This is a genomic window from Candidatus Zixiibacteriota bacterium (assembly GCA_036397555.1).
Lineage (GTDB): Bacteria > Zixibacteria > MSB-5A5 > WJJR01 > WJJR01 > DATKYL01.
In genome coordinates this window covers 13,815-31,484 of the sequence record DASWIS010000028.1, presented here as the reverse complement: position 1 = coordinate 31,484, position 17,670 = coordinate 13,815, and the positions used below count along the sequence as shown (strand labels likewise).

At 60.6% G+C, this 17,670-nt stretch carries 6 protein-coding genes; all 6 read left to right on the top strand.

What is annotated here, in order from left to right; translation table 11 throughout:
* The first annotated feature begins 10 nt into the window (after window positions 1-10).
* On the top strand, window positions 11-1,957 hold the full coding sequence (locus tag VGB22_08755) for a hypothetical protein (protein ID HEX9751355.1): 1,947 nt from the start codon (window positions 11-13) through the stop codon (window positions 1,955-1,957).
* 188 nt (window positions 1,958-2,145) lie between these two features.
* Window positions 2,146-5,442, top strand: coding sequence for a hypothetical protein (locus tag VGB22_08750; GenBank protein ID HEX9751354.1), 3,297 nt, complete (start codon window positions 2,146-2,148; stop codon window positions 5,440-5,442).
* 12 nt (window positions 5,443-5,454) lie between these two features.
* Complete coding sequence (locus tag VGB22_08745) at window positions 5,455-8,817, top strand: hypothetical protein (GenBank protein HEX9751353.1); 3,363 nt, start codon at window positions 5,455-5,457, stop codon at window positions 8,815-8,817.
* Between the two features lie 179 nt (window positions 8,818-8,996).
* A complete protein-coding gene (locus VGB22_08740) occupies window positions 8,997-10,955 on the top strand; it encodes a hypothetical protein (GenBank protein HEX9751352.1) in 1,959 nt (652 codons plus the stop codon).
* A 17-nt stretch (window positions 10,956-10,972) separates the two neighbouring features.
* Window positions 10,973-14,290 carry a hypothetical protein gene (locus tag VGB22_08735; protein ID HEX9751351.1) on the top strand — a complete coding sequence of 1,106 codons (3,318 nt, stop codon included), beginning with the start codon at window positions 10,973-10,975 and terminating at the stop codon, window positions 14,288-14,290.
* A 14-nt stretch (window positions 14,291-14,304) separates the two neighbouring features.
* Window positions 14,305-17,652 (top strand): hypothetical protein, encoded by a 3,348-nt coding sequence (locus VGB22_08730; protein HEX9751350.1) that lies wholly within the window; start codon window positions 14,305-14,307, stop codon window positions 17,650-17,652.
* The last annotated feature ends 18 nt before the right edge of the window (window positions 17,653-17,670 follow it).

Here is a 17,670-nt window from a genome sequence, read left to right as displayed (position 1 = left end):
GGGAGGTGGTATGCCCAAATCGATGCGGGTTTTCCCCGGCCGGGCCGCCGTGTCGACGGCCGCGACAGTAATCATATCCCTGGGCATTGCCGACGCGAGCGCCGGCGATGTCACCTCGCGCACCTGGCCGCCGGTGCTGCACCGCGACGAGATTGTCCGCGGGCAGCCGACCGATCAGGCCGCCGTGGATGACCGATTGCGCGCGCAGTTGTCGAATGCGCTCGTCGATGCCACGTCAATCACGTCGCCGGGCGTGCACATCGCGACTACTTCGTACGACAGCCAAGCCAACGACTCGCAGGGCCATCAGATCGCGCGCAATCCGGGCGAGGATTTCGTGCACATGGTGTGGCTGCACTGGGATCAGATACCAACCGCCCCGGATGATCGTTACCGCACCGTCAAGTACGCGGCCTGGAATGCGATAACCAGCACGTTGTATCCGGGTCTCGATGGCGTTTCGATGGGATTGGGCGATTTCGCATTGGCCGGATTCGTGCGTCTCGATATCGACAGCGATAATCTGGCTCACACGGTCTTTCACCAGTATCCGGATCCTGGGATCGAGAACTACTCGGCGTGGCACGTCTTCCTCCCGGTCGAAGGTGACTTCATTCTGTCGCCCGAGCAGTTGCCGCTTTATCCCGGTAACCCTGACATTGTCGAGATACTATGGCCGGACATCGCGGTAACTCAGAATCACGGCGCTGCCAAAGACAACACCACCGATGTGTTGCATGTCATCGGCATGGGCTGCATAGTTACTGGCGGCGGATTTTGCAGCCCCAGCAGTGACATTCTGTACTGGCGCTGGGATTATGACGTTGGCGGTAACTGGACCCCCCCCGTCGTTATCGATTCCAGTAACGGCGCTCTCTCCTACGTGATCGACGCCGCCGACGGGACCGACAAGGTCGCGGTCGCCTTCACGCAGAACTACGAAGCGCAGTGGAACAACCTTCAGAACGTCGTCTATCGCGAATCGCAAACCGGCGGCGTGGGGTGGGTGGACGGTACGGAACTGGGAAATGCCACACGGCAGTACGTCACCAATTACACCGACAACACGACGCCCGGCCCGCAGGCGTGGGGGCACATCTCCATCGCCTACGATCACGATGCTACCCTTCATATCGTCTGGGATGAGCAGCGGGTTGCGGAACTGTCGCCCGACATCGCCATCCGTCACTGGGACGACGCACGACAAACCATCGATCAGGTGGCGCTGGGGTATTATCCCAATCTCTACAACTACTCCGGGCACCTGAATCTCAACAAGATCACGCTCGGGGTCGGCGATGGCTCGGCCCTCTGCTCCGACTATGGCACGACCAACGAGAACTTTCTCTATGTCACCTACACGAAGAACTGCGGTGAGACGCCTGAAGAACAGGCGGACGTGTCCGACTACGGCTTCTGCAACGGGGAATTGTATATCACCGGCTCTCCCGATGGCGGACTGAACTGGTCGGTGCCGTTCAATCTGACCAATACCAAAACGCCCAATTGCGAAGGTGACGTGCCGGGGTCGGAGTGCGCCTCGGAGGTGATGGCGACGATCGCGCGGGACATCTCCGGCCAGGAGGGAATCGACATCCTCTACCTCGTCGACCGCGAAGCGGGCACTTGGGCCGACGGCTCCGGCTGGACGCTCAATCCGGTGATGTATCTGAACATTCCCGGCGGTGATGATGCCGTGCACATCTGCCCCTACGTCTGCGACTGCCCCACCCATGGCGACCCGGTCTCAGACGGTCTGGTCAATGTCTTCGACGTCGTGGCGGCGGTCGACGTGGCGTTTCGCAGCGGCGCGCCGAACCAGAGTGTGCGCTGTCCATTTGCCGATACGGATGTCACCTGCGACGGGACGACGAATGTCTTCGATGTGGTTGCGTTTGTGGATGTGGCGTTTCGGGCCGCCAATCCGGAGGTTGTATTTTGCGATGCGTGCGGGTGAGGCGATGGATCATCAGCTCCATTGGGCAACCTTAATCGAAATACCGGCTCGGCCCTTCGCTGTGCTCAGGACGAGCGGAAGCCTCGCCCTCCCGCTCGCACGCTTTGGGAGGGCGAAGCTTCTGCTGAGCCTGTTCTTAAGGAGGAAACATGTCAGGGAGTGAGCGGTGTACACGAACCGGCCGCACAATGCGGCAGAGCTTCGCGATAATCGTCAGCAGTGTGTTGCTGGTTGGTAACGCTGCCAGTGCGTTCGCTGCCAATCAGGACCGCCCCCGACGCATCATCGGCGGTGATTACATCGTGCGCGACGCGAGCGACCGCCCGGTCGTCAACGACCGGCCGCGCGGGGCGACGACCAGTCCGCTTTTGATCGTCACTCCGCCGACTTCACCGGGGGAATGGATCGCCCAAACGGCGTGGGACAGCCAGCACAACGACTCGCAGGGCCATCAGATCGCCCGCAATCCGGGCGAGGACTTTGTGCACATGGTGTGGACTCACTGGGATGTGATTCCCGAAAGCATCGGGGACCGCGATCGCTTCGTGAACTACGCCTCGTGGAATGTGCTTGGTCCACCCGGGTTTGAATTGTATCCCGGATTTGACGGTGTGTCGATCGGGCTCGGCGACTTTGCGCGCGCGGGCTTTGTCCGCATGGACATCGACAGCGATAACCTGGCCCACACGGTATTCCATCAGTACCCGGATCCGGGGATCGCGAATTATTCGGCGTGGCACGTTTTCCTCCCCCTCGAGGGCGGGGATGTCATCCTCCTCGAGCAGCTGCCTTCAATCCCGAACAACCCGGAAGTCACCGAGACGCTTTGGCCGGACATCGCAATCACCCAGAATCACGGCGCCGCGAAGGATGTCTCGACCGACGTCGTACACGCGATCGCGTCAGTGGCATCCTGCTTCCAGTTCTGCGGCGTATTCGACGAAATCGCCTATTGGCGATTCGACAACAACAACCCCGGATGGAGTCAGCCCGTCCTCATCGACTCCACGAATGGCCCATTATCCTACGTCATCGATGCGCTGGACGGGACCGACCGTGTAGCCGTTGCATTCACGCAAAACTACGAGTCGCAGTGGAATAACCTCCAGAACATTGTCTACCGCGAAAGCACAACCGGCGGACTCGGTTGGGTCAATGGTGCGGAATTGGGCGATGCCAATCGCGAGTACATCACCAATTACACCGATAATCTCACCCCCGGTCCGCAGGCGTGGGCGCACATCTCCATCGCCTACGACCATGCCGCGGTGCTGCACCTTGTCTGGGATGAGCAGCGATACGCCGATGACGAGAGCCAGGCAGCGATCCGTCACTGGGACGATGTGCGCCGAACAATTGATGAAGTCGAAACGGGGTACTATGAGAACTTCTTCAACTACCCCGGACACCTGAATCTCAACAAGATCACGCTCGGGGTCGGCGACGGGTCGGCCTTCTGCTCCGACTACGGCATAACGAACGAAAACTTCCTCTATGTTACCTACACCAAGAACTGCGGCGAGACAGCGGAGGAAGCGGCCGACGTCTCCGATTTCGGCTTCTGCAACGGCGAGCTCTACATCACCGGATCGGCCAGCGACGGGCAGACGTGGTCGAAACCCATCAATCTGACCAACACCAAGACCCCCGGGTGCCGCAGCGCCAATCCCGATTCGCTATGCGCCTCCGATGTCATGGCGACGATTGCGCGCGACATCTCCGGTCAGGAGGGGATCGACATCCTCTACCTCGTCGACCGCGAAGCGGCTACCTGGGCCGACGGCGGCGGCTGGACGCTCAATCCGGTGATGTATCTGAATCTCCCCGGCGGTGACAACGCGGCGTATGTCTGCCCGCTGTTTGCCCCGTCGCTTGAGCTCACGTTTGAGCAGGACCCCGAATGCGAATTCCACACGATGTCGGGCATGCAGGTCATCGCGCCCTTGGGAATCGAAAACGGCGGCACTGCTCCGCTGAGCGGCAGCATCATCGTCACGCAGGGCGGCGCGTGGCTCTCGACCGTGCCGAGCGGCGCATACAATCTCGGGGCGAGCGATCCGACATTGAGCGTCGACGTAACCATGGATGCGTCGTCGCTCCCCAACGGTTACTACGCCGGTGAGATTCAGATCACACACAATGACACGCTGATCGCCGATCCGTTGGTCATCCCGATCGACTTTTTCGTCACCGACGACTTCTTCTGTCCCCAGGCGATGGTGCTGAAGACCGCAAAGACCAATCCGTGGGTTCTCGGACTGTCGGTCGCCAACAACGGACGCTTCGGCGCGGGGGATTTGCCGGGACGGCTGCTGCGGCTGAAGGATTCGTCGTACAGCATCGGCGATGCCTCGCTGGTGATCGCGCACGGCACACAGTCGACCGACACGGTGGCGTTTCACCGTTTCGGCGACAACTTCACCGACCCCGGACAGTTCGGCTTCATTCCGATTCTGCCGTTGTCGATGGATACGTCGGCCTATGGCACCGGCGCGGGCTTCGCCAGTGCCACGGCGCTGTTCCATACGCGCGATTCGCTCATCGAGATCACAACCACGTGGTACGCGCCGCAACATCCCGATTCGGCCGACTTCGTCATTGCCGAATATGTGGTGCGCAATCGCACCGTCGATCTGCCGGGCGGCCATCCGCAATTCAATCAGGCGCTCAGCGACGTTCTGGTCGGACTGTGGAACGATTTGGACGTGGTCGAGAGCAACAAGCAGAATGTCCAGCACGACGCGGACAACTCAGGCAGCGACGCGCTGGTCGATTCGAATTTCGTCTATCAGTACGGCTTCGACACGGTGGGACATTCCGGTTTCGCTACATCGCGCAAGTTCTCAGGCGGCATCACATACATGAAAGGGCGCGACGCGAACGGCACGAGCTTCAGCTTCAGCGGCCCGGCGGGGATTCATGCGGGGGTCGGGCTCAACACCGTGAACAAGACCCCCTTCGGCGGACCGTCCAGCGGCGCCCTCTATTCCACGCTGACCGGCGGTCCGGGCGTGGTCATCGACCCCAACTGGGTTGTGGCCGACTCGTCGGAAGACATGTTCACCTACTTCCAACTCGATCACGATCTGACGCTGGCGCCGGGGGCGTCGCAGAACTATGTCATCGGCTTTGTGTCGGACACGCTGTCGCATCCGGACTATGTCCCGTCGGGGCAGGAAGGCGCGATCACCAGTCTGCACCAGAGCTTGCAGAAGGCATGGCGATGGGGAAACGAACATCTGGGCTGTCACTGCCCCACGCATGGCGACCCGGTCTCGGACGGCCTGGTCAACGTCTTCGACGTCGTCGCGGCGGTCGATGTGGCGTTTCGCAGCGGCCCGCCGAACCAGAGTGTGCGCTGTCCGTTTGCCGACACGGATGTGACGTGTGACGGGACGACTAATGTGTTTGACGTGGTGGCGTTTGTGGATGTGGCGTTTCGCAGCGCCGACGCTGCCACTGCGTTTTGTAATCCATGCATTTGATCAGGAGATTGTATGAACAGGGACACGTTTATCCATCGGCGTCGATCGCATCGCCGGATCAAGGCCGTCACACTGATTGCGCTGGCCTGTGCCTTCGGCGTGTGTGATTCGGCTCATAACAGCGCACTGGCCGCCGTCAAAACTAAACCTTCCGCCGACATCCAGCGGCGGGATACGAAGCGCGTACTGGTCGGCGGCGACTATCTCGCCCGGGATGCATCGCTCAATAAATCGGTGGTCGATGACCGTCCGACGGCCGCGACATCAGCAGGGCTGCAGAGCGATGCGCTGCCGCCGTTGCCCGGCGCGCATATCGCGAACACGTCTTATGACAGCCAGGCCAACGACTCGCAGGGCCATCAGATCGCCCGCAATCCGGGTGAGGACTTTGTGCACATGGTGTGGACGCACTGGGATGAGATTCCGCAGGACGTCGGGGACCGCGATCGTTTTGTGAACTACGCCTCGTGGGATGTACTGGGCTCACCTGGGTTTGAATTGTATCCCGGATTTGACGGCGTATCGATTGGGCTGGGGGATTTCGCCAGGGCCGGATTCGGACGTCTGGATATCGACAGCGATAATCTCGCTCACACGGTGTTTCACCAGTATCCGGATCCCGGGATCGAGAACTACTCGGCGTGGCACGTGTTCTTACCGATCGAGGGAGGGGACGTCTTGTTGCCAGAGAAGCTCCCCGACTCACTGTTGTCACCCGACATCACCGAAGTGTTGTGGCCCGATATTGCGATCACGCAAAATAATGGCCTGCCCAAGGATAATACGAGCGACATCTTCCACGTAATCGCCATGCCGATATGCCCTTGCGGTCAGTTCGGCTCTCCGAGCGGGGACTTGGTTTATTGGCGATGGGATCAGGCAAATCCCGGCTGGCCTGATCCGATCATCATCGATTCCAGCAACGGGGCTCTGTCCTATGTGATCGACGCGGCCGACGGCACCGACAAGGTCGCGGTCGCATTCACGCAAAACTACGAAGCGCAGTGGAACAATTTGTTCAACCTCGTCTACCGCGAATCAAGCAGCGGCGGACTCGGGTGGTTTAACGGCACCGAACTGGGCAACAACAATCGCGAATATGTCACCAACTACACCGACAACACGACGCCCGGCCCACAGGTATGGGGGCACATCTCCATCGCCTACGATCACGACGCGGTCCTTCACATCGTCTGGGATGAGCAGCGGCTGTCGAACATATCCGATGACATCGCCATCCGGCATTGGGACGACAACCGTCAGACCATCGATCAGGTCGCGCTGGGCTACTATGAGAATGACGCAAACTACGCCGGCCACCTCAATCTCAACAAGATCACACTGGGTATCGGCGATGGGTCGGCGTTCTGCTCGAATGTCGGGTTGACCAACGAGAACTTCCTGTATGTGACCTACACAAAGAACTGCGGCGAGACTTCGGAGGAGCGGGCGGACACGTCGACACAGGGAATCTGCAACGGCGAGCTGTACATCACCGGCTCGTACAACAGCGGCGCATCGTGGTCCAAACCGGTCAATCTGACCAACACCAAGACGCCGAATTGCCGCTCGGCAAACCCCGACTCGCTCTGTGCCTCGGATGTCATGGCGACCATCGCGCGCGACATCTCCGGACAGGAGGGGATCGACATCCTCTACCTCGTCGACCGCGAGGCGGCGACCTGGGCGGACGGCTCCGGCTGGACCATGAACCAAGTTATCTACCTGAATCTCCCCGGCGGCGACGATGCGCCGCACGTGTGCCCGCACTTTGCCCCGGCAATCGCGGCGCTGTTGCCCGAGGAGCCGTTGTGCGAATATCACGCGCCGCCGGGCGCATTCACCGAGGTGGTCCTGTCGATCGACAATGTCGGGAATGCGCTCTTGAACGGTTCGATCATGGTCACACAGGGCGCATCATGGCTTTCGGTGACGCCGTCGGGGCCATTTGAGATTGCCGATATCGATCCGGCCGAAGCTTTCACTCTCACGCTCGACGCCGGTGCATTGACCGAAGGACTCTACGTCGGCGAGGTTCAGATTGTCCACGATGATGATTCGGTCGCCAGTCCGATCATCCTGCCGATCAACTTTTTTGTCGTCGACGAGTTTTACTGCCCTGAAGAGTTGCTCCTGGGCAGCGCGAAAGCCAGCCCCGGTGTGCTTTCGCTCCAAGTCGCCAGCACCGGCCGTTTCGGGGCGCCCGATGTGCAGGGCGGGCTGTTTCGTTTTCCGGGCGGTTCCAGCTCAATCGGCGATGCCTCGCTGTTGATCGCGCACGGGAGCCAGTCGCCCGATACGGTCGTCTATCACCGGTTCGGCGGCAACATGTCCGATCCGGGGCAGCTTGGGTTCCGTCCCTTAGCCGATCTGGAAGTCGACACGTCGGCATACGGCACCGGTCAGGGATACGCCAGCGCGCGCGTCGAGATGACGACGCGCGACTCGCTGCTTAAGATCGAGCTCAAATGGTGCGCGCCGCAGCATCCCGACTCGGCCGACTTCATCGCGGCGGACATCAGAATCACCAATCGCAGCGACGAGCCGGGATCTCTTCTCCAGACGCTCGATCAGATCGTTGCGGCATTGTGGATCGACTTCGATATCCTTGACGGCGGCGCAGTCGGCAGTCAACGCGGTGCGGACAATCAAGGCGAATACTGGGGCGACTCGAATCTGATTTACCAGTACGGCTTCGATACCGCCGGACACGCGGGATCATTTTTCCAGTCGACACAGCGTTTCTCCGGCGGCGTCACCTACATCGCGGGACGCGATGCGGCCGGGACGCCGTTTTTCTTCGAAGCCGCGCCGTTGCATGGCGGCATTCGCGCGAACACGGAAAACCAGACCGGCGGCGGGCCGTCGAGCGGACTGATGTACAGCCGGATCGTCGGGACGCCGGGAATCACCTTTGCACTGATCGATCCCGGCTCGTCGCAGGATCGCTACACATACCTGACGCTCGACCAGAATCTGACATTGTCGCCCGGCGCCTCATCGCGCTATGTCATCGCGCTGGTCTCCGACACGTTGCAGCACTTCGCATACAGCCCCGCGCCCGGCGAGCCGGATGACGCCGGTTTGCATGCGGCGGTGCAGAAGGCCTGGGCATGGGCGTATTCCAATCTCGGCTGCAACTGCCCCAATCTCGGCGACCCGGTGTTGGACGGCCTGGTCAACATTTTCGACGTGGTCAAATCGGTGGATGTCGCCTTTCGCGCCGCACTGCCACCGCAGAGTCCGGTGTGCCCGTACGAGGACACCGATGTCACCTGCGACGGGATGACGAATGTCTTCGATGTGGTTGCGTTTGTGGATGTGGCGTTTCGCAGCGCCGATCCGGAGGTGGTGTTTTGCGATGCGTGCGGGTGAGGCGATGGATCATCAGCTCCATTGGGCAACCTTAATCGAAATACAGGCTCGGCCCTTCGCTGTGCTCAGGACGAGCGGAAGCCTCGCCCTCCCGCTCGCACGCTTTGGGAGGGCGAAGCTTCTGCTGAGCCTCCCGGCGCGCGCTATCAATCCTTTGCCGACGGATTCAGGGAGGAGTCATGACAACGCCTGAACGATTTCGATCGCTGCTCCGCACGCTGCGAATGACCCTCGCGGCGCTCGCCTTCACGGCGGCAATGTATGGGGATACACTCGCCGGCGACATCCGCCGGCGGGATGTCGAGCGGGTGATCGTCGGGGGCGACTATCTTGCCACGGGAGCGTGCATCGACCGAACGGTCGTCGATGATGGTCTGTTGTCCGCGAGAACCGGCGGACCGTATTGCTATGCTGAGACGCCGCCCTCACCGGGCGTGCACATCGCCTGTAATTCGTATGACAGCCAGCACAACGACTCCCAAGGGCACCAGATCGCGCGCAATCCGGGTGAGGACTTTGTGCACATGGTCTGGACTCACTGGGATGAGATTCCCGAAGGCATCTGGGACCGCGATCGTACTGTAAACTACGCTTCGTGGGATGTACTTGGTCCGCCCGGGTTTGAATTGTATCCCGGATTTGACGGTGTGTCGATTGGGCTGGGGGACTTTGCCCACGCAGGATTCGTGCGTCTGGATGTCGACAGCGACAACAAGGCGCATACGGCCTTTCACCAGTATCCCGATCCGGGGATCGAGAACTACTCGGCGTGGCACGTCTTCCTCCCGGTCGAAGGTGACTTCATTCTGTCGCCCGAGCAGTTGCCGCTTGTCCCAAGTAACCCTGACATCGCCGAGACGCTGTGGCCGGACATCGCCATCTCTCAGTATCACGGCATGGCCAAAGACAACTACACGGACGTCTTTCATATAATTGGAATGGGCGCCGGCTACTATCCGAACAATTCTCCGACCGGGGATATTCTCTACTGGCGCTGGGATCAGGCGAATCCCGGCTGGCCTTATCCCGTCATCATCGATTCCTCCAATGGCGCCCTTTCCTACGTCATCGACGCGGCCGACGGCACCGACAAAGTCGCGGTCGCATTCACGCAGAACTATGAGGCGCAGTGGAACGAACTGACCAACATCGTCTACCGCGAATCGCTGACCAGTGGTCTGGGCTGGCTCGATGGCACGGAGTTGGGCAACCCCAACCGCGGCTATGTGACGAATTACAACGACAACCTCACGCCCGGCCCGCAGGCGTGGGGGCACATCTCCATCGCCTACGACCATGACGCGACTCTCCATCTTGTCTGGGATGAGCAACGGCATGCCAACGAGTCCGACGACATCGCGATTCGTCATTGGGACGATGCCCGTCAAACCATCGATCAAGTGGCGCTGGGGTATTATCCCAACCTCTACAACTACTCCGGGCACCTGAATCTCAACAAGATCACGCTCGGGGTCGGCGACGGCTCGGCCTTCTGCTCCAATGTCGCAGCGACCAACGAGAACTTCCTGTATGTGACCTACACCAAGAACTGTGGCGAGACTTCGGAGGAGCGGGCCGACACGTCGACACAGGGATACTGCAACGGCGAGCTGTACATCACCGGCTCGCCCCACCGCGGCGCCTCGTGGTCGGCGCCGGTCAATCTGACCAACTCGAAGACGCCGAACTGCCGCAGCGCCAATCCCGACTCGCTCTGCGCCTCCGATGTCATGGCCACCATCGCGCGGGACATCTCCGGGCAGGAGGGGATTGACATCCTCTACCTCGTCGACCGCGAGCCCGCGACCTGGGCGGACGGCTCCGGCTGGACCATGAACATGGTCCTGTACCTGAATCTCCCCGGCGGCGACGATGCCGAGCACATCTGTCCCTACGCATGCGCCTGCCCGGGCGTCGGCGACCCGTATGCCGATGGCGTCGTCGATGTCTTCGACGTGGTGGCGGCGGTCGACGTGGCGTTCCGCAGCGGGGCTTCAAGTGCAGGTCAGTATTGTCCCTATGCCGACACCGATGTCACCTGCGACGCGACGACCAATGTCTTCGACGTGGTTGCATTCGTGGATGTGGCGTTTCGCAGCGCCGATCCGAGCGTTGCGTTTTGTCAGCCGTGCGCGTGAAACGAAGGGATGCAAAGATGATCATCGCTCGTAGCGATTTCCGGAGGGTCCGACGCGTCCGCCTGATGACTCTGGCGGCGACCCTCACGCTGGCGTCCGCACTGACGTACCCGACGGATGCTGCCGCAGGCGGGCGCTCGCAGCCGTCGCGCAGCGACAGCGGCGAACGCGTCGCCGATGTCGATTATCCGGCGGTGAACGACCGCACCCGCCCCAGGTCGACTAACGGCCTGCTCGACATGGACACGCTCGAGTCGCCCGGGATGCACATCGCCAACACCTTCTACGACCTCTGGCATTACCACTCACAAGGCCGTCAGATCGCGCGCAATCCGGGGGAAGACTTCGTGCACATGACATGGACTCACTACGATCGGTATGCACAATTTGGGATAGACCGCTTTGTGAACTACGCGGCATGGGACGTGGCGGCGGGCGATTTGGTTCCCGGCTTCGATGGGGCTTCAATCGGACTCGGTGATTTCGCCCAAGCCGGATTTCCCCGTCTCGATGTCGACAGCGACAACAAGTGTCATGTCGTGTTGCACCAGCGCTCAGATCCGGGCATTCAGAATTACTCGGCTTGGCATCTGTATCAGACTGTCGAGGGAAGCGGCTCGTTCACCCCCGAGCAACTCCCGGACTACTTGCATTGGCCGACTGATGACTTCGGAGTCGACGTCGCGATTACGCAGAATCAAGGTCAAACGAAGTATAACTCGACGGACATCTATCACATTATTGCCATGCCCGTTGCGGAATACGGGACTGTTCCCGTGTCATCCGGAGATATCGAGTACTGGCGGTGGGATCAGGCGGTTGGCGGTAACTGGAATCTACCCGTTGTCCTCGACTCCTTCACCAGCGCGCTCTCCTATGTCATCGATGCCGCCGACGGCACCGGCAAGGTCGCGGTTGCATTCACGCAGAACTATGAAGCGCAATGGAACGGGCTGGCCAACATCGTCTATCGCGAGTCGCAAACGGGAGGGATGGGATGGGTCAACGGGACCGAGCTGGGTAACGCCAACCGACACTACGTGACAAATTACACGGACAACACGACGCCCGGCCCGCAGGCGTGGGCGCACATCTCCATCGCCTACGATCACGATGCGGTCCTGCACCTGGTGTGGGATGAGCAGCGATACGCGGATGGCATCGCACACGACGTGGCGATCCGCCACTGGGACGATTCACGGCAGACAATGGACCGGGTCGCCCGCGGGTACTACCAGAACGGCCACAATCCGCCCGGCGATCTGAATCTCACCAAGATCACGCTGGGAATCGGCGACGGCTCGGCGTTCTGCACCGAGTTCGGATCCAGCAACGAAAATTTTCTCTATGTGCTATTCACCAAGAACTGCGGTGAATCACCGGCTGAGCGCGCCGATTACTCGCGCTACGGTTACTGCAACAGCGAGTTGTACATCAACGGCTCGCACGACGGCGGCGCCACATGGTCGAAGCCAGTCAACCTGAGCAATACGAAAACGCCGGATTGTCACACTTCTGATCCCGGCTCGGTGTGCGCTTCCGAAGTGATGGCGAGCATCGCGCGCGATATATCCGGCCAGGAGGGGATCGACATTCTCTACCTCTTCGACCTGGAAGCGGGACCGTCCATACCCGGTGAATGGGCAACCACGATCAACCCGGTCAAGTACCTCAACCTGCCCGGCGGCAATGACGCGCCATTCGTCTGCCCGTTGCTGGCCCCGTCGCTCGATGTCCTCCTCGAACAAACCGCAGAGTGCGAATACCATGCGCCGTCGGGTGGGGGGCTGACCATCGCACTGGAGATCGACAATGGCGGCAATGCGCCGCTGAACGGGTCGGTCATGGTCATGCAGGGAGGGTCGTGGCTGTCGGTTGCGCCGGGCGGACCTTTTGCCCTGCAACCGGCCGACCCGCCGTTGCTGATCGAGGTCACGATGGATGCGTCGTCCCTGCCCAACGGGTATTACGCCGGCGAGATCCAAATCACACACGACGATACGCTGATCGCCGACCCTCAAGTCTATCCCATCGAGTTCTTCGTCACCGAAGACTACTCCTGTCCGGAGGCGAAGATCCTGAAGACGGCCAGCTCCAGTCCGTGGGTGCTGGGGCTGCAGGTCGGCAACAACGGACGCTTCGGCGTGCCTGATCTGCAGGGACGTTTGTTGCGCATGCCCGATTCGTCCTATGGCATCGGCGATGCCTCGCTGGTGATCGCCCACGGCGAGCAATCGCCCGACACGGTCGTCTTCCATCAATTCGGCAATAACGAGGACGATCCGGGACAGTACGGCTTTCTGCCGGTCGCGCCGTTGAGCATGGATACATCGGCTTACGGGACCGGCATGGGCTACGCCTCGGCGACGGCGATTTTCAATACGCGCGATTCACTGCTGGAGGTCACGGCAACCTGGTATGCGCCGCAACACGCCGATTCAGCCGACTTTGTCGTCGCCAAGTATGTGCTGAGAAACCGCACGAATGAAGCGGGCATGCTCCCGCAAACACTTGAAAACATCGTGGCCGGACTGTGGATCGATTTCAATGTCATCCCGGCGAAGCATGTGCATTCGCAATGGGGTAACGATAATGGAAGCGGGTTCTGGCCTGATTCCAACCTCGTCTATCAGCGAGGACTCGATTCAATCGGCTACAGTCCCCCGGACTATTTCACTTCGGCCGGGCGTTTTTCGGCCGGTGTGACCTACATGTCCGGACGCGATGCGCTCGGTCAGTTTTTTCACTTTCAAGATCCGGTGCCGATACGTGTCGGCGTTCGTAGTAACAGCGAGAACCTGCCGGGTCCGAGTAACGGATATACCGGCACAAACAGCGGCCTCATCTATCGACGCATGGCCGGCATTCCCGGCTTGTTCTATGATCCTGCGGGTTGCGATGCGGATAGATACACCCACTACACCCTCGACCAGGGGCTGACATTGGCGCCCGGCGAGACGCAGCACTACATCGTCGCCTATGTCTCCGACACGCTGCAGAACTTCAGTTACGGTCCGGCCCCCGGTCAGACGGAAGACGCCGGTCTGCACCGTGTCGTGCAGAAGGCGTGGAAGTGGGCCCACTCCAATCTGGGGTGTGTCTGCCCGAACGTCGGCGATCCTGCTCCCGATGGCGTGGTCAATGTCTTCGACGTGATAGAAGCCATAGACGTGGCCTTCCGAAACGGGTCACCCTCGCAGAGCATATACTGCCCGTTCGCCGACACTGACGTAAACTGCGACGCGACGACGAACGTATTCGATGTGGTGGCGATTGTCGACGTGGCGTTTCGCAGCGCCGATCCGGCGACGGCGTTTTGCCAGCCGTGCGCTTAGTAGGAGGAATCGAGATGGAAGAGAGACCAACCAGAGTAAAATCGAAGTCCGAACTGCCGCGATGGGTCGTGCCGTGTGCGGTCTATGCGGTCGGCGTGATGGCGCTTACGACGTTCCCCCCAGTAAACGTGCAAGGCGCAGTCAACATTTACGATCGTACTCAGCCGAGAGTGATCGTCGGCCGTGATTACCTTTCGCACGAGCCGCTGCCCGCACATACGCAAGTCGACGACCGTGCGAGGATGACCGCCGGCAATTCGTTGCTGGCTCCCGACACGATTCTGTCACCTGGAATCCTGATCGACTACACGAGCTACGACTCATGGGCCAACGACTCGCAGGGCCACCAGGTCGGACGCAATCCGGGGGCGGCCTTCGTGCACTTCACATGGATAAATTGGGACATTATTCCGGGGGGAGCGTCCGACTTGGATCGGTTCGTCAACTACGCGGCCTGGGACGTGAGCGGCGGTGTCCTGTTCCCGGAGTTTGGCGGCACGGAGATTGGGCTCGGCGATTTCTCGCGCGCCGGGTTTGCGCGTCTGGATGTCGACAGCGACAGCCGGGCACACGTGGCGTTTCACCAGTATCCCGATCCGGGTATTCAGCACTACGCCATCTGGCATCTGTTCCTGCCTTATAACGGCAGCGACATCATTTTTCCGGAGATGCTGCCGACGATCTCGTCGCCATGGTACTTCACCGAATATTTGTGGCCCGATATCGCCATTGCGCAGGATGCGGTCGCGGCAAAGTCGGAGGCCAACGACGTCTACCACGTCATCTCGACCGGGGCGATTCCGGCGGCCGCCGGTTTCGCCTCGCCGACGGGCGACATCGTCTATTGGCGCAAGGCACAAAACGAGCCGGACTGGTATGTCCCTGTCGTGATCGACTCCTCAAACGGCGCGCTCTCGTATGTCATCGATGCCGCCGACGGCACCGACAAAGTCGGGGTCGCATTCACGCAAAACTACGAGGGCCGCTGGAATAACCTGTTTAATCTTGTCTACCGCGAGTCGTATACGGCCGGAATTGGCTGGCGCGACGGTTCCGAACTGGGCAATGCGAGCCGTCAGTATGTCACCGACTATACCGATAACGACACCCCCGGTCCGCAAGTGTGGGCGCACATTTCGATCGCGTATGATCACGCGGGCATTTTGCACATCGTCTGGGATGAGCAGCGATTCGCCAATCAGTCCCCTGACATCGCAATCAAACATTGGAACGATCTCCGCCGCGACATTCGCACAGCGGCGGTCGGGTACTACGACAATGACGCCAACTATTCGGGACATCTCAATCTCAACAAAGTCACATTGGGAGTCGGCGACGGCGCCGCATATTGCTCGGGAATCGATCTGACCACGGAAGACTTCCTCTATGTTGTCTTCACGAAGAACTGCGGCGAGACGCCCGAGGAGCAGGCGGACTATTCCAAGTTCGGCGTCTGCAACGGCGAGCTCTATACGACTGGCTCGACCGACGGCGGCCGAACATGGGCGCCGCCGGTCAACCTGACCAATACCAAGACGCCGCAGTGCACGTCGATCCATCCCGATTCGCTTTGCGCGTCGGAGACGATGGCCACGATTGCCCGCGACATCTCGGGGCAGGCGGGAATCGATATCCTGTATCTCCTCGATTTTGAAGCCGCATCGTGGGCAGACGGATCGGGGTGGACGCTCAACCCGGTCATGTACCTGAACCTTCCCGGCGGCGATGACGCGCCATTCGTCTGTCCGTTGGTGGCGTCGGCCATATTTCCCGAACTCGCTGTTGATCCGGAATGCCAGTTCCATGCTGCGGCCGGAGCGTTTCAGGAAACGCAACTGCGCATCGCCAACACCGGATCGGCGACGCTCAACGGAACGATTGCGATCACGGAGGGATCATCGTGGCTCTCGATCGCGCCATCGGGGGCGTTCTCCGTTACGACCGCGGACGAATACATCGATCTGACGGTCACAATGGATGCGATCGCGTTGATGACCGGATTCTACGACGGCACGATAGAGATAGCCCACAATGGGTTCGCGCAGCCGAATCCGATCGTAATCCCCATCGAGTTTGCCGTGACACCTTATGTGTTTTGTCCGGAGGAGGCCTTCATCAAAACCGCGGACGCGGGGAACGGTGTGCTGACCCTGCAAATCTCCAGCGGCGGCCGATTCGGCGCGCCCCACGATGACGGGGGCCTGCAACGCTGGCCGGATTTGTCACGGGCGATCGGCGATGCCTCGTTGCTGGTCGCGCACGGCGATCAGATGCCCGATACGCTCGTCTTCCACCGATTCGGCAACAAACAGAGCGACCCCGGCCAACACGGCTTTGCCGCCATCACGCCGCTCGACCTGGACACGAGTCGGTACGGCACCGGCGCGGGATATGCAGTCGCCGAGGCGCGATTCATGACGATGGACGCCACTCTGGGCATCGATGCGCACTGGTACACACCCCAGCATCCCGATTCGGCCGACTTCGTCATCGCCGAGTATGTCGTCACCAATCGCACCGATCAGGACGGCATGCTGCCGCAGACGATCGACGACATCGTCCTGGGATTGTGGATCGATTTTAATGTCACTGAAGCGCCGCCGGTGGACTATCAAATGAACGTCGACAACGAAGGAGCATATTGGCCGGATTCGAATCTGCTGTATCAATTCGGCGCCGATGCGCCCGGATGGAATCCCCCGAGCCATTTCCAGACGTCGCGCCGTTACTCTGCGGGCGTGACGTATATGGCCGGACGGGATGCATCCGGGCAGGAGTTCTCTTTCGCATCGGTCCCGCTGCACGGTGCGGTGCGCGATAACCGTGAAAACCAGATCGGCGGCGGCCCCGGCAGCGGCTTCATGTATTCCCAGCTCACCGGTGTAGCGGGCGTTTCGGTCGTCAGCATGCACCCCGACTCGTCCAAGGACATCTACACCGTCCTCACGCTGGATCAGGGCCTCACATTGGATCCGGGTGAAACGCAATACTACATCGTCGGATTCGTCTCCGACACGCTGCAGCACTTCGCCTACGGACCGGCGCCGGGCCAGATGCCGGCTGCGGGACTCCATCGCATCGTGCAGGCGGCCTGGCAGTGGGCGGAGCACAATGTCGCGTGCGGCTGCCCCGCGCACGGCGACCCGGTCGTCAACGGCGTGGTCGACGTGCTGGATGTGGTCAAGGCGGTCGATGTGGCGTTTCGCAATGGCGCGTCCAGCATCGGCCCGAAGTGCCCGTTCGAGGACACCGATGTGTCGTGCAATGGCGCGACGGATGTATTCGACGTCGTCCGATTCGTCGACGTGGCGTTTCGAAATGCCGACCCTGTTTCCGCGTTTTGCGCACCTTGTGCTCTGTAATTGACCGCTGGAGGCAGA

Bases quoted from the DNA above. Each gene is read 5' to 3' on its own strand.
- VGB22_08755 (HEX9751355.1), top strand. From the start codon at position 11: ATGCCCAAATCGATGCGGGTTTTCCCCGGCCGGGCCGCCGTGTCGACG.
- VGB22_08750 (HEX9751354.1), top strand. From the start codon at position 2,146: ATGCGGCAGAGCTTCGCGATAATCGTCAGCAGTGTGTTGCTGGTTGGT.
- VGB22_08745 (HEX9751353.1), top strand. From the start codon at position 5,455: ATGAACAGGGACACGTTTATCCATCGGCGTCGATCGCATCGCCGGATC.
- VGB22_08740 (HEX9751352.1), top strand. From the start codon at position 8,997: ATGACAACGCCTGAACGATTTCGATCGCTGCTCCGCACGCTGCGAATG.
- VGB22_08735 (HEX9751351.1), top strand. From the start codon at position 10,973: ATGATCATCGCTCGTAGCGATTTCCGGAGGGTCCGACGCGTCCGCCTG.
- VGB22_08730 (HEX9751350.1), top strand. From the start codon at position 14,305: ATGGAAGAGAGACCAACCAGAGTAAAATCGAAGTCCGAACTGCCGCGA.